General features: G+C 72.1%; 18 protein-coding genes. 15 read left to right on the forward strand and 3 right to left on the reverse strand.

Annotation, left to right across the window (positions count from 1 at the left end; genetic code table 11):
• Window positions 1-123: 123 nt before the first annotated feature.
• From VF746_17920 to VF746_17935, 4 genes are all read left to right on the forward strand, one after another.
• Window positions 124-636 (forward strand): hypothetical protein, encoded by a 513-nt coding sequence (locus VF746_17920; GenBank protein ID HEX8694303.1) that lies wholly within the window; start codon window positions 124-126, stop codon window positions 634-636.
• Between the two features lie 159 nt (window positions 637-795).
• A complete protein-coding gene (locus VF746_17925) occupies window positions 796-1,668 on the forward strand; it encodes a glycerophosphodiester phosphodiesterase (GenBank protein ID HEX8694304.1) in 873 nt (290 codons plus the stop codon).
• Between the two features lie 77 nt (window positions 1,669-1,745).
• Window positions 1,746-2,345, forward strand: a complete 600-nt coding sequence (locus VF746_17930; GenBank protein HEX8694305.1) for a BON domain-containing protein — start codon at window positions 1,746-1,748, stop codon at window positions 2,343-2,345.
• A gap of 818 nt (window positions 2,346-3,163) precedes the next feature.
• Window positions 3,164-4,387: a tetratricopeptide repeat protein gene (locus tag VF746_17935; protein ID HEX8694306.1), complete on the forward strand. Its 1,224-nt coding sequence runs from the start codon at window positions 3,164-3,166 to the stop codon at window positions 4,385-4,387.
• A gap of 565 nt (window positions 4,388-4,952) precedes the next feature.
• On the opposite strand, the gene VF746_17940 is transcribed toward VF746_17935, so the two are convergent.
• Window positions 4,953-5,093 carry a hypothetical protein gene (locus tag VF746_17940; GenBank protein ID HEX8694307.1) on the reverse strand — a complete coding sequence of 47 codons (141 nt, stop codon included), beginning with the start codon at window positions 5,091-5,093 and terminating at the stop codon, window positions 4,953-4,955.
• A gap of 260 nt (window positions 5,094-5,353) precedes the next feature.
• Here VF746_17940 and tilS point away from each other — a divergent pair, with 260 nt between their 5' ends.
• From tilS to cdaA, 5 genes are all read left to right on the forward strand, one after another.
• Window positions 5,354-6,712 carry a tRNA lysidine(34) synthetase TilS gene (gene tilS / locus VF746_17945; GenBank protein HEX8694308.1) on the forward strand — a complete coding sequence of 453 codons (1,359 nt, stop codon included), beginning with the start codon at window positions 5,354-5,356 and terminating at the stop codon, window positions 6,710-6,712.
• Window positions 6,705-7,265: a hypoxanthine phosphoribosyltransferase gene (gene hpt, locus VF746_17950; protein HEX8694309.1), complete on the forward strand. Its 561-nt coding sequence runs from the start codon at window positions 6,705-6,707 to the stop codon at window positions 7,263-7,265. The genes tilS and hpt overlap by 8 nt, the downstream gene beginning before the upstream one ends.
• 37 nt (window positions 7,266-7,302) lie before the next feature.
• Window positions 7,303-9,270, forward strand: a complete 1,968-nt coding sequence (gene ftsH, locus VF746_17955) for an ATP-dependent zinc metalloprotease FtsH (GenBank protein HEX8694310.1) — start codon at window positions 7,303-7,305, stop codon at window positions 9,268-9,270.
• Between the two features lie 114 nt (window positions 9,271-9,384).
• The gene (gene folP / locus VF746_17960) at window positions 9,385-10,254 is read left to right on the forward strand and encodes a dihydropteroate synthase (protein ID HEX8694311.1); all 870 of its coding nucleotides are present in this window, start codon (window positions 9,385-9,387) and stop codon (window positions 10,252-10,254) included.
• Window positions 10,251-11,051: a diadenylate cyclase CdaA gene (gene cdaA / locus VF746_17965; protein ID HEX8694312.1), complete on the forward strand. Its 801-nt coding sequence runs from the start codon at window positions 10,251-10,253 to the stop codon at window positions 11,049-11,051. The genes folP and cdaA overlap by 4 nt, the downstream gene beginning before the upstream one ends.
• A 205-nt stretch (window positions 11,052-11,256) precedes the next feature.
• Here cdaA and VF746_17970 read toward each other — a convergent pair whose 3' ends face one another.
• Together VF746_17970 and VF746_17975 are read right to left on the reverse strand one after the other, a co-directional pair.
• Window positions 11,257-11,550: a type II toxin-antitoxin system RelE/ParE family toxin gene (locus tag VF746_17970; GenBank protein ID HEX8694313.1), complete on the reverse strand. Its 294-nt coding sequence runs from the start codon at window positions 11,548-11,550 to the stop codon at window positions 11,257-11,259.
• Window positions 11,547-11,792, reverse strand: a complete 246-nt coding sequence (locus VF746_17975) for an addiction module protein (protein ID HEX8694314.1) — start codon at window positions 11,790-11,792, stop codon at window positions 11,547-11,549. The genes VF746_17970 and VF746_17975 overlap by 4 nt, the downstream gene beginning before the upstream one ends.
• Before the next feature lie 152 nt (window positions 11,793-11,944).
• On the opposite strand from VF746_17975, the gene VF746_17980 reads away from it, so the two are divergent.
• The 6 genes from VF746_17980 to ileS all read left to right on the forward strand — a co-directional run bounded on the left by VF746_17980 (window position 11,945) and on the right by ileS (window position 18,809).
• Complete coding sequence (locus tag VF746_17980; protein HEX8694315.1) at window positions 11,945-12,640, forward strand: YggS family pyridoxal phosphate-dependent enzyme; 696 nt, start codon at window positions 11,945-11,947, stop codon at window positions 12,638-12,640.
• Window positions 12,637-13,161, forward strand: a complete 525-nt coding sequence (locus tag VF746_17985) for a DivIVA domain-containing protein (GenBank protein HEX8694316.1) — start codon at window positions 12,637-12,639, stop codon at window positions 13,159-13,161. The genes VF746_17980 and VF746_17985 overlap by 4 nt, the downstream gene beginning before the upstream one ends.
• Window positions 13,162-13,164: 3 nt before the next feature.
• On the forward strand, window positions 13,165-14,001 hold the full coding sequence (locus tag VF746_17990) for a purine-nucleoside phosphorylase (GenBank protein HEX8694317.1): 837 nt from the start codon (window positions 13,165-13,167) through the stop codon (window positions 13,999-14,001).
• Between the two features lie 132 nt (window positions 14,002-14,133).
• On the forward strand, window positions 14,134-14,526 hold the full coding sequence (locus VF746_17995; GenBank protein HEX8694318.1) for a hypothetical protein: 393 nt from the start codon (window positions 14,134-14,136) through the stop codon (window positions 14,524-14,526).
• A complete protein-coding gene (locus tag VF746_18000) occupies window positions 14,527-15,258 on the forward strand; it encodes a GNAT family N-acetyltransferase (protein HEX8694319.1) in 732 nt (243 codons plus the stop codon). It abuts the gene before it with no gap.
• 311 nt (window positions 15,259-15,569) lie between these two features.
• Window positions 15,570-18,809 carry an isoleucine--tRNA ligase gene (gene ileS / locus VF746_18005; GenBank protein ID HEX8694320.1) on the forward strand — a complete coding sequence of 1,080 codons (3,240 nt, stop codon included), beginning with the start codon at window positions 15,570-15,572 and terminating at the stop codon, window positions 18,807-18,809.
• Window positions 18,810-19,015 lie beyond the last annotated feature (206 nt).

A 19,015-nucleotide genomic window follows, 5' to 3' on the forward strand; every position in this document is an offset into this window, starting at 1 on the left:
GTTTGAGCTTTTCAAAAGCGGGCCCGGAGCGCGTCCGTCGCTGGTTGCGGGCGCACGGGGGGCCGTCTATGTTCAGCCGTCGTGCCGACCCAGTCCGTGCAGCCGAACCCCGCAAGAAGGTTGATGACCAGGAACGCCGCCACTCCCGGTGCCGCGCAGGCTTTCGTGGAACAGCGCCGGGCGCGGATGTGCCGCCTGCTCGGCCGCGTCCCCGAGCGCGTGGGCAACGGCTCGGCGCCCCTGCCGCCGGAGCGGCTGGGGTACCTGCGGCGCGAGGCCGAGGACCTGTACTGGAACGAGCTGGTCTGGGAGGAGCTGACCGACGAGGAGGCGGTGGCCGGCGGGCACCTGACGGAGATGGTGTTCCCCGGGTTCCTGGCCTTCGTGGACGGGCTGCTGGTGGAGCCGCCGGGCACCGACTCGCAGCGGCCGTGCTGCCCGCACCCCGACGCGGTGGAGGAGATCCTCACCTTCCTGGGCGAGCGCTACGCCGAGGCCACCCTCGACCTGGAGTCCGGCATCGACTCGCAGAAGGTGGTGTGGGCGCGGCTGATGACGCGCCACCTGGTGGACCTGGTGCTCGCCCGCCTGTACCGCCTGGACCGCGCCGAGCAGGAGATGCTGGAGCGGGACTGAACTGCAGGGGACAGGGGACAGGATACAGGGGACAGCCGGCGGGCTCCGCGGCTGTCCCCTGTCAGTTTCGCACTTCGCACTTTCGCACTCACGCACTCACGCACTCACGCACTCCGCAGTTGCAGGCTGTCCCCTGTCCCCTGTACCCTATCCCCTACCATGCCCTCCCATCGCCCCGGCCACCGCTACCTGGCGGGCGCGCCGCTCCTGATCGCCCACCGCGGCGGCTCCGCGCTGGCGCCGGAGAACACGCTCTTCGCCTTCCGCCAGGCGCTCGACTGGTGGCGCGCCGACCTGCTGGAGACCGACGTGCAGCCCACGCGCGACGGCGACGCGCTGGTGATCCACGACCCCACCGTCGACCGCACCACCGACGGCGCCGGGCGCGTCGCCGACTTCACCACGGCCGAGCTGAAGCGGCTGGACGCGGGCTTCCGCTTCACCCCCGACGGCGGCGCCACCTTCCCCTTCCGCGGCCGCGGCGTGCGGTTCTCCACCCTGCGCGAGGTGCTGGAGGCGCTCCCCGGGGCGCGGGTGAACGTGGAGATCAAGGACGCCCGCGCCCAGCAGGCCGTGTGGGACACCGTCCACGAGCTGCGCGCCGTGCACCGCGTGCTGATCGCCGCGGGAGACCGGAGGAACCGCGCGCGCTTCGGACGCTACGCGGGGCCCACCAGCGCGTCGGCGCAGGAGGCGTACGCCTTCTACGCGCTCCACCTCTGCCGCGTGGCCCGCTTCTGGAGGCCGCCGGTGGACGCCTTCCAGATGCCCGAGCGGCACGGCGGCCGCCAGGTGCTCACCCCCCGCATGGTGGGCGAGCTGCACGCGCGCAACGTGGCCGTGCACGTGTGGACGATCGACGAAGCCGACGACATGCGGCGCCTGCTGGAGTGGGGGGTCGACGGCCTGGTCACCGACCGCCCCGACCGCCTGGGGCGGCTCCTCCACGAGCTGCACGGCCGCCCCCTGCCGCCGGGGCCGGCGGAGGGGGAAGCGGAGCCCTGGCTGGAACGGTTGTTGCGCGCCGGCTGAGGCCGCCCGGCGCCGGGGACCAGTCCCGGCGCGCGGGCGCGTCCGCACGCCTTCCACCGCACGCCAGGAGCCTGACGATGGCGCGCTACGACCACGCCTACCGCTACCCCCCCGGCGGGCGCGGCCCCGGCCCGCGGGACGACCCGGGCCGCGAGGCCGCCGCGCGCGAGGCCTACACCCCCGGCGGCTTCGGGCCCGAGTGGCTGCGGCGCGCCGGCGGCAGCCCGTACGACGGCGACTTCCGCCCGCACGGCGGCCGCGGCGGCGGCGCCGAGTTCGAGGGCGGCCGCGGCGTGGGCGCGCCCTGGAGCGAGGAGGAGGGCACCGTCTACGGCCCCGCGCGCTACGGCCTGGGCCCCTACTACCGCCGCCTGCAGCAGCGCCGCCGCCCCGACGACGAGCTGAAGCAGGAGGTGGAGGAGGCGCTCTTCTTCGACACCTGGGTCGACGCCGAGTCCATCACCGTCGAGGTGCGCGACGGGATCGTGACCCTGCGCGGCGAGCTCCCCGACCACGAGGAGGTGCGCTACGCCACCGACGACGCGTGGGACGTGGACGGCGTGCGCGGCGTGCGCTCCGAGCTGCGCGTCGACTCCTCGAAGCGCAAGCCGCTGGACTGGGTCGGCGGCAAGCGCGAGAGCCAGGGCCGCGAGGGACACGGCGCAGGGAACGGGTAGGGATCGCGCCCGGGATCAGGGCGGTAGAACACGTCCCGGGCTGAACAAGGGGGGCGCCGGATCGCACCGGCGCCCCCCTTGGCACTCCCCGACAAAAGTCCCCGTCGAACCAATCCGCTACGAGCCCGACCCGTAGTAGCCGTCCGGACCGCGCGTGCCGAGCGAGAACGGGCGCCGGGCCGGCGGGAACGGCGGCAGCTCGGCAGCGCCCGGCCGGGGCTGTCCCGGCGCTCTCGTCGCCCGGGGAGCCTCACCGCCCGCAGGCACAGGCTCGGTTCCCTCCACATCCCCCATGAGGCTCCGCTCCTTTTCGGCTGAGCGTGGGCAAGGATCGGGACGCCCGGCCCTGGTGTGTGCCGACAGGGCGTAGCTACCGCGCGCGTTGCCGCGGCGGTCACAGCCGAGCCCCCAGCACCGGGCGTCCCGATCCGCAGCACACGCCCGTCAACGGCTCTGTCGGGGCATGCGCCGACACTGGCGCGTGACAGTAGGGTAAAAGGCGGAATAGGTGCGTGAAAGGGATAGACACGAAGCGGCCGGGGGCTTTCCCGCGGGAAGACGCCCCCGGCGCAATCCCGGGCATTTCGATTCTCCGACCGCTACCGATGGGACAGGGGCGGCGAACGGGCCCGGCGAGCTCGACTGGCTTGCCCGGGTCCGTTTCACGCCATATCGTCCACGGAGAGCACCGCGCTGTCGCTTCCCGCCGCCTTCGCCTCCGCACCACCCGGAGGCGCTGACTCCTGGTTCAACGCATGACAAAGCCCCAGAGCCCGAGACGACGCCCGCGTACCGAGTTCCGTGTGCCGCCCCCGCTGGTGCAGCGCATCGACGCGGCAGGCTTCACCGGGTCCGATCTGTTAGACGACGAAAACGGACCGTCCGCGCTCGTGTTCTGGCAGTGCTACCGCGACGTGGAGCTCTGGGCGCGAGCCGGTGTCCGCGAAGGCCTGTTTCGACCGGGACGAGCGAAAGCCCGCGCCGGCGAGATCGAAGCGCTGGACCAGGCCGCTCTCGCGGAGGCGAAACCGCACCTGGCCGCGCTGCTGGAGGTGGTGCGCTGCCCCGAGGCCGCCGAGGCTTCGCGGATCGCGGACGCGTGCTCCGCGCTGGCCGGGTGGTTCGAGGGACGGGGACGGCTGCGCTGCGCGGTGGATTTCGCGGTATGCGCGTACCTCGCGAGTCCGCGGCAGGCGGGGCTCGCGGTCCGCGTGGCGCGGCTCACGCGAGTGCTCGCCGAATATCCACGCTCCACGAGCTGGTTCGACTACTCGATCTATCTGGCGCGGAAAGCCCACGACTGGCAGGCGTATGCCGAAGCGCTCGCAGGGCTTGGGAACCTGTACTTCCAGCTCGGCAACTTCCCGCGAGCGAGACACTATCACCGGCGCTGCCTGCGGGCCGCGACCCGCAACCATCTGCGCGAGATGGCCGGTGCGGCATATCACAACCTGTTCGTCCTGGAAATGGATGCCGGCAACGTCGAGCTGGCGGAGAGCCTCGCGGCCAGGGCGTTTGCCTCATACGGACCGACCTCGCCGTCCGTCGCGAGACTCGCGCGCGACCTCTCGCGGCGCTGGACCGTTCTCGGACACTTCGAGCGATCGTTGCCGCTGGCGCTGGAAACCCTCAACCACTTCTCGACGCCTGCAGACCGGGCTCTGGTTTGGGCGGACGTTGCGCGTGCTGCCGGAGGTGCCGGACAGATAGCGATCTTCGAAGACGCCTGGGCTGAATCCTGGACTCTTGTCCGGCGGGGAGTGACGGACCCCGTCACCGCTGACGTGTTGATCGACCTTGCGCGCGGCGCAGCCTCCCTCGCCCAAGTGCGCCGGGCCGCGCATGCAGCGGGTAAGGCACTCGAAGTCGCGCGCCAGAGAAAGGAAGGGCGTACGGTCCTCGAAGCAGAATCCTTGTTGGACAGCTTACATCTCCAGACTCCGGAACCTCACCCCACCGGGCTCCCCACGACCGAGCAGTTGCCGGAGCTGGCCGGCGGCATTCTACGGGCGCTGCGAGAATTGCGCGCGGCAGCGGTGTAGCCACGCCGCCGCGCGCGACCGCTCGGAAAACGACAGGGGATCAGTGCCCGCTCCCCAACCACCCGCCGGCATCCTTTGCGGGGGTCGACGGCGCCACCTGGGGTCCAACCGGGTTTTCGCTTCTGCACGCGGCTGTGATGAGCACGAGCAGAAGTGATGCGGTAATGATGCGGAGCTTCATCTTGCTTCCTCCGGTAAAGTAAGTGACCCTCGCGCGCAGGACTTTCCCGCGCGGAAGCAAGATAGTGCCGCCGCACCTGGAACGCCGCTCATTTTGCGTCTGGGGACCTTCGCTAAGTAACCAGAGTGCCGGTCTGCCCGTCCGGCGGGGCGTGGGGAGAGGTGCGTGGCGCGCTTGCGGGGAAAGCGCCGGGCGGGTGTTCAGGTCGGAATCGCCTCGCGTCCATCCACGCCGTCGCGAGTGGCGCAGAACTCCAGCGAAGCCGACGCGCTGGGCGGCCGGCCTCGACTGACCCGTGGTCGGACCTGGGACTGCGGGCGTAAAGGAGCGACGCGCGGCCGCCGTTCAGCCGCCGCGCGCGAGCCGCTCCCGAAGAGATGGGGGTCAGTGATCGCTTCCCATCCAGTTGCCGGCCTCCTTCGCCGCGGGGGATGGTGACACCTGGGATCCGACCGGGTTTTCGCCTGTGCACGCGGCAGCGGCGAGCACGAGCAGGAGCGATGCGGCGGCGACGCGGAGCTTCATCTTGCTTCCTCCGGTGAAGGTAGGTTGACGTTCGCGCGCAGGACTTTCCCGCACAGAAGCAAGGTAGCGCCGCCACATCCGGAATGCCGCTCATTTTGCGTCCGGAGACCTTCGCGAAGCAGCCAGAGTGCGGGTCGGCCCGTCCGGCGGGGTGGGAGGCTGCCGCGGCGCGCGGACGCCGGCCGCATCCCACCGTTCTCCCGCGCGTTCCCTCTCGTTAACTTCCCGCCGGGCTTCCTCTGATCCCCCGGCTTCGGCGCATGCGGAACCCTCCCTCGCTGGCGGAGCGCTTTCGGGCGAACCTGGAGCGGCTCGGCCTCGCGCGCGGCGACGCGCACGTGCTGGTGGCGCTCTCGGGCGGGGCGGACTCCGTGGTCCTCCTCCACCTGCTGCGCTTCGCCGCGGCCGACCTGGGCGTCGCGGTCTCCGCCGCGCACTTCGACCACGCCATGCGCCCCGGCAGCGACGCCGACGCGCGCTGGACGGCCGGCCTCTGCGCCTCGTGGGGCGTCTCCCTCCTCGCCCGCAGGAGCGATCGGGCGCTGCGCACCGAGGAGGAGGCGCGGGACGCGCGCTACGAGTTCCTCCGCGCCGCGAAAGAAGAGGTCGGCGCCACGCACCTGGCCACCGCGCACCACGCGGACGACCAGGCCGAGACGGTTCTCTTCCGCGTGCTGCGGGGGACGGGGATCGCGGGGCTGGCGGGGATCCCCGCGAGCGACCCGGGCGGGCTCGTCCGCCCGCTCCTTCCCTTCTGGCGCGCGGAGCTCAGGCGCTACGCCCGCGCGCACCGGCTGCGCTGGCGCGAAGACCCCACCAACCGCCTGGCCGGGCCGGCGCGCAACCGCATCCGCCACGAGCTCCTCCCGCTGGCCGAGCGCGTGGCCCCGGGCGCGCGGAGGAGCCTGGTGCGCCTCGCCGCCCTGGCGCGCGAGGAGGAAGCGACGTGGGAGCGGCTCCTGGCCGGGGCCGCCGCGGGCCTCGCGCGCGAGGAAGACGGGGCGCTCGTTCTTGTCCGCGAAGCACTTGCGGGTTATGATTCGGCCGTGGCCGCGCGGCTGCTGCGCGGCGTCCTGCGCCGCTACGGGATCGTCCTGGACCGGACGGGAACCCGCTCGGCGCTTCGGTTTATCTGCCGGGCACCCAGCGGCAGGCACCTCCTCCTCCCCGGCGGCGTCCGCGTCTCCACCGAGTTCGGCGCCGCCCGCGTCGAGCGCACGGGCCAGGACCGGCCGCCGGACCGGCCGCTGCTGATCGAGGGCGACAGCGGCCGGGGAACGTGCCTGATCGGCGGGCGCGAGCGGCGGGCCGAGTGGCGGACGGACGTCTGGAACGGCGGCAGGCCCGCGGCGGACCGGCCGGTGCTGCCGCGGGACCGCGTGGACGGGCCGCTCTTCCTGCGCGGCTGGCTCCCGGGAGACCGGATGCGGACGCCCGGCGGGACGAAGACGCTCAAGAAGCTGTTCAACCAGGCGCGCGTCCCCCGCTCGGCCCGCTCCCGCGCCGCCGTGCTGGCCGACGCCGCGGGCGCCGTGCTCTGGGTGGCGGGGATCGGGCAGGCGGTGGCGCCGCCCCGCCCCGGAGAGCGGGCACTCACCCTCGACCTCGACGATGCCTGACACGGACCTGACCCTCGCCCGCACCGGCGGCCGCGCGCTCTCCCGCATCGTCTACAGCGAAGAGCGGATCGCCGCGCGCGTGCGCGAGATGGGCCGCGAGATCTCGGCCGCCTATCCCGACGGCGAGAAGCTGCTGGTGCTGGGGCTGCTCAAGGGGTCGTTCATCTTCCTGAGCGACCTGGTGCGCGAGATCACCCGCCCGCTGCACGTGGACTTCCTGGTGGCCTCCAGCTACGGCAGCGGCACCACCAGCTCGGGGCACGTGCAGCTCCTCTACGACCCCAACGCCGAGTTCGCCGGGAAGCACGTGATCCTGGTGGAGGACATCGTCGACAGCGGCACCACGCTCTCGCGCCTGATCCCCGTGCTCGAGGAGCGCGGCCCCGCGTCGCTGGAGATCTGCACCCTGCTGCACAAGCACATCGCCACCAGCCTGATCCGCGAGCCCCGCTGGGTGGGCTTCGACGCCCCCCACGAGTTCCTGATCGGCTACGGGCTGGACCACTCCGAAGACTACCGCAACCTCCCGTTCATCGGCAGCCTCCCATCGTGAGGCCGCCGAGCGCGGGAGGACGCCCAAGAAGGTGAAGATGGCCGAACGCAACGAAGCTCCCCCGACCGGGCCCCGCTGGGGCCGGATCACCCGCACCGCCAGCTTCTGGGCGCTGCTGGTGGTGATCTCCATCCTGCTGGTGCAGCTCACCAACGGGCCGCGCCAGACGCAGGAGATCGACTACTCGCAGCTGAAGGCCCAGCTCGCCGCCAACAACGTCGACAGCGTCACCATCGTGGCGGGGCAGAAGGCGTACGGGGTGCTGAAGAACGCCATCAACGGCCGCAAGGGCCCGATCCGGCGCTTCAGCGTGGTCCTGCCCTTCGGCCAGTTCGACGAGAAGCTGCAGGAGGACCTGAGGAACGCGCAGGTGGTGGTCAGTGCCCGGCGCGAGGACATGAACTGGTGGGTGATGGTGCGCGGGCTCCTGCCGTGGCTCCTGCTCATCGGCTTCTGGGTGTTCATCTTCCGCCAGATGCAGGCGAGCGGGAACAAGGCGTTCCAGTTCGGCAAGAGCAAGGCGAAGCTCCTCACCGGCGACACCCCCAAGGTCACCTTCGACGACGTGGCCGGGTGCGACGAGGCCAAGGAGGAGCTGCAGGAGATCGTGGAGTTCCTCAAGGACCCCAAGCGCTTCAGCCGCCTGGGCGGGCGCATCCCCAAGGGCGCGCTGCTGGTGGGCCCGCCGGGGACGGGGAAGACGCTGCTGGCCCGCGCGGTGGCCGGCGAGGCGGGGCGCCCCTTCTTCTCGATGTCGGGCTCGGACTTCGTGGAGATGTTCGTGGGCGTGGGCGCCAGCCGTGTGCGCGACCTCTTCGAGCAGGGGAAGGCCCACGCACCCTGCATCATCTTCATCGACGAGATCGACGCCGTGGGGCGCCACCGCGGCGCGGGGCTCGGCGGCGGCCACGACGAGCGCGAGCAGACGCTCAACCAGCTGCTGGTGGAGATGGACGGCTTCGAGTCGAACGAGGGCGTCATCCTCCTCGCCGCGACGAACCGCCCCGACGTGCTCGACCCGGCGCTGCTGCGCCCCGGGCGCTTCGACCGGCAGGTGGTGGTCGACAGCCCCGACGTGCGCGGCCGCGAGGGGATCCTGCGCGTGCACCTGAAGAAGGTGCCCACGGCCTCCGACGTGAGCGTGCCCGTGCTGGCGCGCGGCACGCCGGGGATGAGCGGCGCCGACCTGGCCAACCTGGTCAACGAGGCCGCGCTCCTGGCCGCCCGGCGCAACAAGGACATGGTCTACATGGCGGACCTGGAGGACGCCAAGGACAAGGTGATGCTGGGCGCCGAGCGCCGCAGCCTGGTGATGAAGGAGGAGGAGAAGCGGCTCACGGCGTACCACGAGGCGGGCCACGCCATCTGCGCCATGAAGGTCGAGGGGAACGACCCGCTGCACAAGGTGACGATCGTCACCCGCGGGCAGGCGCTGGGGCTGGCGTTCACGCTTCCCGAGGACGACCGCGTCTCGCTCACCCGGCGGCAGATCGAGGCGCGCCTGGTGATGGCGTACGGCGGGCGGGTGGCCGAGGAGCTGGTGTTCGGCCGCGAGCGGGTGACCACGGGGGCGCAGAGCGACATCCAGCGCGCCACCACCATCGCGCGCAACTACGTGACGCACTGGGGGCTCTCCGACGCGGTGGGCCCGATCCTGGTGAGCGACAACGAGACCGAGGTGTTCCTGGGGCGCGACCTGGGCCACCGCCGCACCGTGTCGGAGCGCACCTCGCAGCTGGTGGACGAGGAGATCTCGCGGGTGATCACCGGCGCCTACGCCCGCGCGAAGGACGTGCTGAGCGAGCACCTGGACCTGCTGCACCGCATGGCCGCGGCGCTGCTGGAGCGCGAGACGCTGACCCGGGAAGACGCGGAGACGCTGGCCGCCGGGAAGGAGCTACCGCCCTTCCGCACCGGCGCGCCGCTCCCCGCGCCCGAGCCGCTCCCCGCGGCGGCCCGCGACCGCGCGCCGGGGCAGGTGGAGCTCAAGCCGCGGCTTGCGTGACGGCGGTACGGGGTACGGGGTACGAGGTACGTGTGGGCTGAGGTGGCGGCGCGGACCGGCGTGCGCTACCTTCGCGAAACACGGCTCCGCACCACGTACCCCGTACCTCGTACCATGACGGAAGCTCGGTCGCGCGACGACGTCTGGGTCCTGCGCGGGCGGACGCTCTCGCTCGAGCGCCCGCTGGTGATGGGGGTCCTGAACGTCACGCCCGACAGCTTCAGCGACGGGGGCCGGTTCCGCGACGCGGGGCCGGCCCTCGCGCGCGCGCGGCAGCTGGCCCGGGAGGGCGCCGACCTGCTCGACGTGGGCGGCGAGTCCACGCGGCCCGGCTCGGGCGGCGTGCCGGCGGACGAGGAGCTGGCGCGGGTGCTCCCGGTGCTGGAGCGGGTGAAGGCGGAGCTGGACCTCCCCGTCTCGGTGGACACGCGCAAGGCGGCGGTGGCGCGCGAAGTGCTCGCGGCGGGGGCCGACGCGGTCAACGACGTCTCGGCGCTCGCCGACCCGGAGATGGCCGGCGCCGTCGCTTCGACGGACGCCGGGCTGGTGCTGATGCACATGCGCGGCACGCCCGAGACCATGCAGACGCTGACCGACTACCGGGACGTGGCCGAGGACGTGGCGGAGGAGCTGGCGGGGCCGCTCGGGCGGGCGCTGGCGGCGGGGATCGCGGCGGAGCGGATCGTGGTGGACCCGGGGGTGGGCTTCGCCAAGACGGCGGAGCAGAACCTGGAGCTGATCGCGCGCCTGGACGTGCTGCGCCGGCGGCTGGAGCGGCCCGTGCTGCTGGGGCCCTCGCGCAAGGCGTTCATCGGGCGGCTGCTGGGAGGCATCCCGGCGGAGGAGCGCGACGCGGGGACGGTGGGGGCGTGCGTGGCGGGGCTGGCGCGGGGCGCGCGGATCTTCCGCGTGCACGAGGTGCGGGCGGCGCGCCACGCGCTGGACGTGGCGGAGGCGGTCTTCCGGGCGGCGGAGGGGGCGTGAGCGAGCTGCTGGAGCGCCTCGGCTTCCTGGTCCCCGGCTGGAAGGACCTGCTGGAGATCCTGATCGTCGCGGCGGTCATCTACCGCATCCTGCTGGTGTTCGCCGGCACGCGGGCGATCCAGATGCTCCTGGGCGGCTTCCTGCTGGTGGGCGTCTACGTGGTCTCGCGCATCCTCAACTTCACCCTGCTGGAGACGCTGCTGCAGACGCTCTTCAACTTCGGGGTGATCGCGGCGCTCATCGTCTTCCAGCCGGAGCTCCGGAACGCGCTGGCCAGCCTGGGGCAGAACCGCCTCTTCCGCGTGTTCAACCGCGCCGAGCAGCGCTACGCGGCCGAAGAGGTGGCCGAGGCGGTGGAGGAGCTCTCGCGCGACAAGACGGGCGCCATCATCGCCATCGAGCAGGAGGTGGGGCTGGGGGAGTACGCCGAGAGCGGGACGGCGCTGGAGGCGCGCGTCTCGTCGCCGCTGCTGGTGAACATCTTCACCCCGTACTCGCTGCTGCACGACGGCGCCGTGATCGTGCGCGGCGACGACATCGTGGCCGCGGGGGTGATCCTCCCGCTCACGCAGTTCCCCGTCACCGACAGGAGCCTGGGGACGCGGCACCGCGCGGCGCTCGGGCTCTCGGAGGAGACCGACGCGCTGGTGGTGGTGGTGTCGGAAGAGACGGGGATCATCTCCGTGGCGCACCGCGGCCGCCTGCAGCGCGGCCTGACCCCCGAGCAGCTCCAGCACGTCCTCAACGCCGGCCACCTCCCCTCCGCCCCCGCCGCCGCGCCGCGGGTCACGTCGTGAGGAAAATCGCCCCGTCTACTCAGTTTCGATGAGCAAACGCGTCCAGCAGGCGCTTCCGCGCTCAGCATAGTCTTCCGCGTTGACGTCCTTGGCAGCGCGATCGAACATCCGGATCAACTGCTCCTGCCGAGCGGCATCTCCCAACTCACGTGTGAACGCCGCCTCTTTCCAGCATCCCAATCGTACGCGCCCACGGGATCTCATCTCAGAGCCGGTGTAGCCAGTAATCTGGATCGCGCCGCTGGTGCATCACGGTGAGGACGTGGATTCGCTCGCTCTCAATGCGATAAATGAGCGTGTAGGGGAACCGGTAGCCGTACTTTCTCCTGAACCCCCATTCGTCGGGAGACCCGGTTTCGGGGTTGCGCTTGATGCGGGCGAGCGCTGCACGCACGTCCGCCGCGAATCTCTTCGCCCGGCCAGGATTCTCTTTCCGATAGAATCGAACCGCGTCCTTCAGCTCCGCCTGCGCTTCGTCATGGAGTATGACTGGCTTCACCGAGCGATTTCGTCGAGTTGGCGGAGGGCTTCTTCGGCCGGGATGCCTTTGACTTTCCCCGTACGGAGTTCTTCGCTACGGCGCTCGAGCTCCGCGACCTGGGCAGCATCGAGCTCCTGATCCACCAGACTGGCAAGCAACGCGTCCACGATGGCTTCCCGCTGTTCCTCCGGGAGACGCAGCGCAGCCTCGGTAAGCTGCGCGGCCGTCAGTCCGTTAATCTGGTCGGCTGTAAGGGGCATTGGACTCTCCTCTTGTAGGTTGCGGGCGGCAGACGCACGGTAAGTTAGCGAGCCGATCCGCGTCACCGGAAGCTCCCGTGCGAGATCCGCCACCGGGCGAACACCTCGCGTCGGCTTGCTCCGCCCCCGCCCGGGGCGTACAATCCTTCGCCATGGAAACGGACGTGCTGGCGGCGCGGGTCGCGGAGGTGAGGGAGCGGATCGAGCGGGCGAAGGAGCGCGCCGGGCGCACCGACCCCGTCACCCTCGTCGCCGTCACCAAGACGCACCCGCCGGAGGTCGTCCGGGCGGCCATCGCCGCGGGCGTGGCCGACGTGGGCGAGAACCGCGTGCAGGAGATGGAGGAGAAGGTGGCCGAGGTGGGCCGCGGCGCCGTCCGCTGGCACCTGATCGGCCACCTGCAGCGCAACAAGGCGGCGAAGGCGCTCCCGCTCTTCGACCTGCTGCACTCGCTCGACTCGCTGCGCCTGGCCGAGGCCCTCTCCGCCGCCGCGGCGAAGGCCGGCACCACCGTCCGCGCGCTGGCGCAGGTGAACGCCTCGGGCGAGGAGACCAAGGGCGGCTTCGAGCCGGAGGAGCTGGTGGACGCGCTGGGCCGCATCGCCCTTCTGCCGGGGATCGAGGTGGCGGGGCTGATGACGATGGCGCCGTTCACGGACGACGAGGGCGCGATCCGCCGCGCGTTCCGCAGGACACGGGAGCTGGCGGAGGACGCCGGGCGGCAGCTCCCCGGCTTCCGGGCCCGGCACCTGTCGATGGGAATGAGCAACGACTACGAGATCGCCGTGGAGGAGGGGGCCACCCTCGTCCGCGTCGGCTCCAGCATCTTCGGGGAGCGGGGGGCATGATCGACCTGACGCCGCTCGACGTACGCAAGAAGAAGGGCGACTTCCGCCGCGTGATGCGGGGCTACGACCCCGAGGCGGTCGACAACTTCCTCGACGAGGTGGTCGCCCGCATGGAGGAGCTGGTCCGCGAGAACAGCGCGCTGAACACGCGGGTCTCCTCGATGGCCGAGGCGATCACCGAGTACCGCGAGCGCGAGCGGGCCATGAACGACGCGCTGGTCAGCGCCCAGCAGATCCGCGAGGGGATGCGCGAGCAGGCCCAGCGCGAGGCGGACCTGGCCATGCGCGAGGCCCGCGCCGAGGGCGAGCGCATCATCGCCGACGCCAAGCGGCAGGTGACGCTGGCGCTGGAGGCGCTCCGGCGGGTGCAGGCGCAGCGCGTGCGCTTCCTGCGCCTCTTCCGCGCGCTGGTGGAGCGCCAGCTGGTGGAGATCGAGCAGGAGGAGGAGCGCACCACCACGATCTCGCGGCTCGACGCCGAGGTGGACCGGGCGGAGGCGCTGGACGAGGAAGGGGTCTAGTCCGTGACGGAGACGACGACCGGCTCGCTCGCGGCGCGCATCGCCGAGGCGGTGGAGGCGGTGCGCGCCCGCAGCGCGCTCGCGCCGGAGGTGGGGATCATCCTGGGGACGGGCCTCGGCGCGCTGGCCGCGCGCATCGAGGTGGAGACGGCGATCCCCTACGAGGAGCTGCCGCACTTCCCGCTCTCGACGGTGGAGTCGCACACGGGGCGGCTCCTGCTGGGGCGCCTGGGCGGGAAGGCGGTGGTGGCCATGCAGGGCCGCTTCCACCGCTACGAGGGCTACACCCTCCAGGAGGTCACCTTCCCCGTGCGGGTGATGCGGGCGCTGGGGGCGGGCGCGCTGGTGGTCTCCAACGCCTGCGGGGGGATGAACCCGCTGTGGACGCCGGGCGACCTGGTGCTGATCGCGGACCACATCAACCTGCTGGGCGACAACCCGCTGTGCGGCCCCAACGACGACGCGCTGGGCCCGCGCTTCCCCGACATGAGCCAGCCGTACGACCTGGACCTCCAGCACCTGGCGAAGGAGGTGGCGCTGGAGCTCAGGATCCCGCTGCGCACGGGGGTCTACGTGGCCGTCCCCGGACCCAACCTGGAGACGCGCGCCGAGTACCGCATGCTGCGGGTGATGGGCGCCGACGTGGTGGGGATGTCCACCGTCCCCGAGGTGATCGTGGCCCGCCACGGGGGGATGCGGGTGATGGGCCTCTCCATCATCACCGACGCCTGCCTCCCCGACGCGCTGGAGGAGGCGAGCATCGAGCGGATCATCGCCACCGCCAACGCCGCCGAGCCGAACCTGACGCGGCTGGTGGAGGGCGTGGTGGCGCGGATGTGAATCCCGCAGTGCCCAGTGCCCAGGTACAAGTGCCCAGTAACCACCTGGACCGGGCACTGGGCACTGGGCACTGGGCACTTCGCACTTCGCACTTCGCACTTCGCACTTCGCACTTCGCACTTCGCACTTCGTATGAACGGACGATACTTCCGGTGGTGCGCGCTCGCCCTCATCCTCGCTGCGGCGGCGTGCGGCGGGGACGGCGGCGCGGCGGAGGGCGGGGACGACGTCGACACCACGCTGGCGCCGCCGGGCAACCCCGTCCCGCAGGCCGGGCCGCAGACGGGTCCGGCGCCCGGCACCGAGGCCGCGGACGCCCTGCCGGAGTCGGTGATGCCACAGCCGCAGCCTGGCGGGGCGCCCACGCCCATCGTCCGCTCCGAGGCCGACCGCCCCTCGCGCGCTTCGCCGGCCGGGCAGCGGTACTCGGACTGCGTGGCCCAGGCGCGCTCCAAGTCCGACGCCGAGCGCGAGATGATGATGGAGACCTGCAGCCGCCTGCCGGACGCTCCCAGGCGGCAGTAGATGCTCTCCGCACCGGCGCGCGCCGCGGCGGACGCGTACTGGGCGCGCGTCTTCGGGTGCGCGCCCGAGCGGCTCCGCCCGGCCGAGCCGCTCGTCCTCCCGCACTCCCCGGAGCTGGCCGACTTCGCCGGCGCCTACCTCCACTCATTCGGCGCGGCACCGATCGTCTCCCTCCCTCGCTCGCTGGTCGATTCGCACGGGGAGCCGGCGGCCGCCGCGGCGCGGGACGGCCTGGGCGACGAGGCCCGCTGGCGCGCCGTCTTCGGAGCTCGCGTCGAGGCCGTCGTCGGCCCGGCGGCGATCCGCTACGCCGATGCCGGGACGCTCCGGCCTCTCCCGCCCGATCCCGGCACCCGTCTCCTGGCGCCCGACGACGCCGACGCCCTCGACGTGCTCCGCCGCGCCTGCATGCCGGAGGAGTGGGAGCACGGCGGGAGCGAGTTGAGTGACGGTCCGGTGGCGGGGGTGTTCGCGGACGGCGTGCTGGCCGCCGCCGCCGGCTACGAGGTGTGGGGCGAGACCATCGCGCACATCGCCGTCGTGACCCATCCCGCCTTCCGCGGGCGCGGCCTCGGCGCGGCGGCGGTGAGCCGGATCGCCGCCGAGGCGGTGGAGCGCGGGCTGCTGGCGCAGTACCGCACGCTCGAGGCGAACGCGCCCTCGCTCGCCATCGCGGACCGGCTCGGCTTCCAGCCGTACGCGCGCAGCCTGGCCGTCCGGCTGGCGCTCTGATACCAGGTTCCGCGTTCGAGATGTCATCCTGAGGGCAGATGTTCTTGCTGCAACCGGACAAGGCGGCTGGATCACCTCTTGACGTGGAAGGACTCGACCTCGGGCTGACTAAGGAAGAGATCGTCGCGTTCGTGCGCGAGGGCCGGCGCGAGCCCTGACGGACATCCCCCGAACGGTTCTTGCAGGGCGGGGCTCGGACCCGCGCGGGCGCGGCTTGCCGCGCCCGTTATATTTGCCGGATTCGCCGCCAGTCCATCACCGCCCGGCCGCTCGCCGAGAGCAGCCGGAGACGTTTTCGTTCAGCCGAACCGATGCGGGAATACCCGGAGCTTCCGAAGACCACGGGCGAGCTGGAAGAGGAGGTGCTCGCCCGCTGGCAGGCCGAGAACACCTTCCGCCGCAGCCTGGAGAAGACCGCGGACGGCGAGACGTTCGTGTTCTACGAGGGTCCGCCCACCGCCAACGGCCGCCCCGGCATCCACCACGTCCTGAGCCGCACGCTCAAGGACGCGGTCGCGCGCTTCCGCACCATGCAGGGGCGCCACGTGCCGCGCATGGCGGGGTGGGACACGCACGGCCTGCCGGTGGAGATCGAGGCGGAGAAGAGGCTCGGCATCAGCGGCAAGCGCGAGATCGAGGAGATCGGCATCGCCCGCTTCAACGAGGTGTGCCGCGAGAGCGTGTCCACCTACCTGGAGGACTGGCTGCGCTTCTCGGCGCGCATCGGCTACTGGCTGGACTACTCGCGGCCGTACGTCACCTACCACCCGGACTACGTCGAGTCCGTCTGGTGGCTGCTGAAGCAGATCGCCGACCGCGGGCTCTTCTACCGCGGCCACAAGATCCTGCCGTACTGCCCGCGCTGCGGCACCGGCCTCTCCAGCCACGAGGTGGCCCTCGGCTACAAGGACGTCAAGGACCCGTCGCTCTACGTCACCCTGCCGGTCCTCGGCCGCGACGGGGAGCCGGACGGGCGCGAGCTCCTGGTGTGGACCACCACCCCGTGGACGCTGGTCTCCAACGTCGCCCTCGCCGTGCACCCGGAGCTGCAGTACGCCGAGGTGGAGTGGGAGGGCCGCCGCCTGGTCCTGGCCCGCGCCCGCGTGGCGCCGCTCTTCGGGTCCGAGGAGGCGGCCGTCCGCACGCTCGCGGCGGACGAGCTGGTCGGGCTCGGCTACCGGCGGCCGTTCGACTGGGTGGACCCGCTGCAGTACGGGCCTCCGGACGCGGCGGAGCGGGCGTGGCACGTGGTGCCGGCGGACTTCGTCACCGCGGAGGACGGCTCTGGCGTCGTGCACATGAGCCCGGCGTTCGGCGCCGACGACTACGCGGTGGGGCAGCGCTTCGGCCTCCCCGTCCTCCAGCCGGTGGACGACCGCGGCGCGTTCCGGGCGGACCTGCCGCTGGTGGGCGGGAAGTTCGTGAAGGACGCCGACACCGACCTGGTGATCGACCTCAAGAAGCGGGGGATGGTCTTCCGCTCCAGCAAGGAGGAGCACAGCTACCCGCACTGCTGGCGCTGCTCCAGCCCGCTGCTGTACATGGCGCGCGACTCGTGGTTCATCCGCACCACGGCGCTGCGCGAGGAGCTGCTCGGCAACAACGCGCGCATCAACTGGTTCCCGCCCGAGATCGGCAGCGGGCGCTTCGGCGAGTGGCTGGAGAACAACGTCGACTGGGCGATCTCGCGCAACCGCTACTGGGGGACTCCGCTGCCGGCCTGGGTGTGCGAGACGAATCGCGAGCACGTGCGCTTCGTGGGCTCGTACGACGAGCTGCGCGGGCTGGCGGGGGGGCTCCCCGAGGGCTTCGACCCGCACCGGCCGGGGATCGACGAGATCGTCTTCGGCTGCCCGGAGGGCGGGTGCGGCGGGACGATGCGGCGGACTCCCGAGGTGATCGACGTGTGGTTCGACAGCGGGGCGATGCCGTTCGCGCGGCACCACTACCCGTTCGAGAACCGGGAGAAGATCGAGGGCGGGCCGAAGGTGCGGGAGTTCCCGGCGGACTTCATCTGCGAGGGCGTCGACCAGACGCGCGGGTGGTTCTACTCGCTGCTGGCGATCTCGACGCTGCTGGGCAGGGGGCCGTCGTACCGCAACGTGGTGGTCAACGACATGATCCTGGACGCCGAGGGGCTGAAGATGTCGAAGTCCCGCGGCAACGTGGTGGACCCGATGGAGGCGATCGGGCAGTTCGGCGCCGACGCCATCCGCTGGTACCTGGTCACCTCGAGCCACCCCTGGCTGCCCAAGCGCTTCGACCCCGAGGGCGTGCGCGAGGTGCAGCGCAAGACCTTCGACACGCTGCGCCAGACGTACCGCTTCTTCGCCCTGTACGCCAACCTGGAGGGGTGGGCGCCGGGCGCGGACGACCCGCGGCCGGAGGAGCGCTCGGTGCTGGACCGCTGGCTCCTCTCGCGGCTGGCCTCGGTGACGGCGGAGGTGACGGAGGACCTGGAAGGCTACAACCTCACCCACGCCACGAGGGCCGTCGCCGAGTTCGTGGTGGAGGAGCTGTCGAACTGGTACGTGCGCCGCTCGCGCGACCGCTTCTGGGGGAGCGCCGACGCGGCCGACACGCGGGCGGCGTTCGCCACGCTGCACCAGGCGCTGGTCACGGTCGTGCGTCTCATGGCGCCGATCGCCCCGTTCCTCCCCGACTGGCTGCACCGCGCGCTGGCGGGCGACGAGATGAGCGTGCACCTGGCCGACTTCCCCGCGGTCGAGCGCGCGTGGATCGACAGGGAGCTGGAGCGGGGGATGGAGGCGGTGCGCACGCTCTCGACGCTGGGCCGGGCGGCGCGCGAGGAGGCGGAGGTGGTGGAGCCGGACGGCCGGCGGCGCCAGGGGATCAAGGTGCGCCAGCCGCTGGAGGTGCTCTACGCGGTAATCCCGGCCGGGGTGGAGACGGGCGAGGACCTGCTGGCGATCCTGCGCGACGAGCTGAACGTGCACCGCGTGGAGTTCATGCACGAGGCGGAGGAGCTGGTGAGCTTCAGCGCCAGGCCGAACTTCAAGGCGCTGGGCGCGGCGTTCGGGAAGCTGACGCCCAGGGTGGCCGACGCCATCCGCGCGCTGGACTCGGCGGCGCTGGCCGGCTTCCGCCGCGGCGAGCCGCTCGCGGTGCAGGCGGACGGGCAGGCGGTGGAGCTGGCCGCGGAGCACCTGGAGGTGGTGCAGCTGGCGAAGGGCGACTTCGTGGTGGAGTCGTCGGACGGCTTCACGGTGGCGCTCGACCCCGTCATCACCCAGGAGCTGCGCTGGGAGGGGATCGCCCGCGAGGTGGTGAACCGGGTCCAGAAGCTGCGCAAGGAGAGTGGGCTCCAGGTGCAGGACCGCATCCGCCTGGGCGTGTTCGGCGACGGCGAGCTGCTGGACGCCATGCGCGCCTTCGGCGAGCTGGTCAAGCGCGAGACGCTGGCGGTGGAGCTGGAGATCGGATCGACCACCGATTTCCACGGGTACGAGGCCGTCCGCGAGGTGGACCTGGACGGGGTGCCGGCGACCATCGCGCTGGCGCGGGTGGAGCCGGGCGGGGGAGGATCGTAGCCCGGCTTCGGCGCCGCCGCGGCAGCCCTCACCCGCCGCCCTGGAGCGGCAACCCTCTCCCAGGTCTGGGAGAGGGTGGGCTCGACGGGATTGGTGCGGGGGGCAGTTTCGTAGGGTCGAGGCCTGCCTCGACCGATGGATGCCGGCAGGTGCGCGAGCGGCGGGCGATGTGCCGGCGCCACCCTCGCACGGACTCGCATGCCCGC

Origin of the sequence: Longimicrobium sp. (genome assembly GCA_036389795.1) — a bacterium.
Lineage (GTDB): Bacteria > Gemmatimonadota > Gemmatimonadetes > Longimicrobiales > Longimicrobiaceae > Longimicrobium.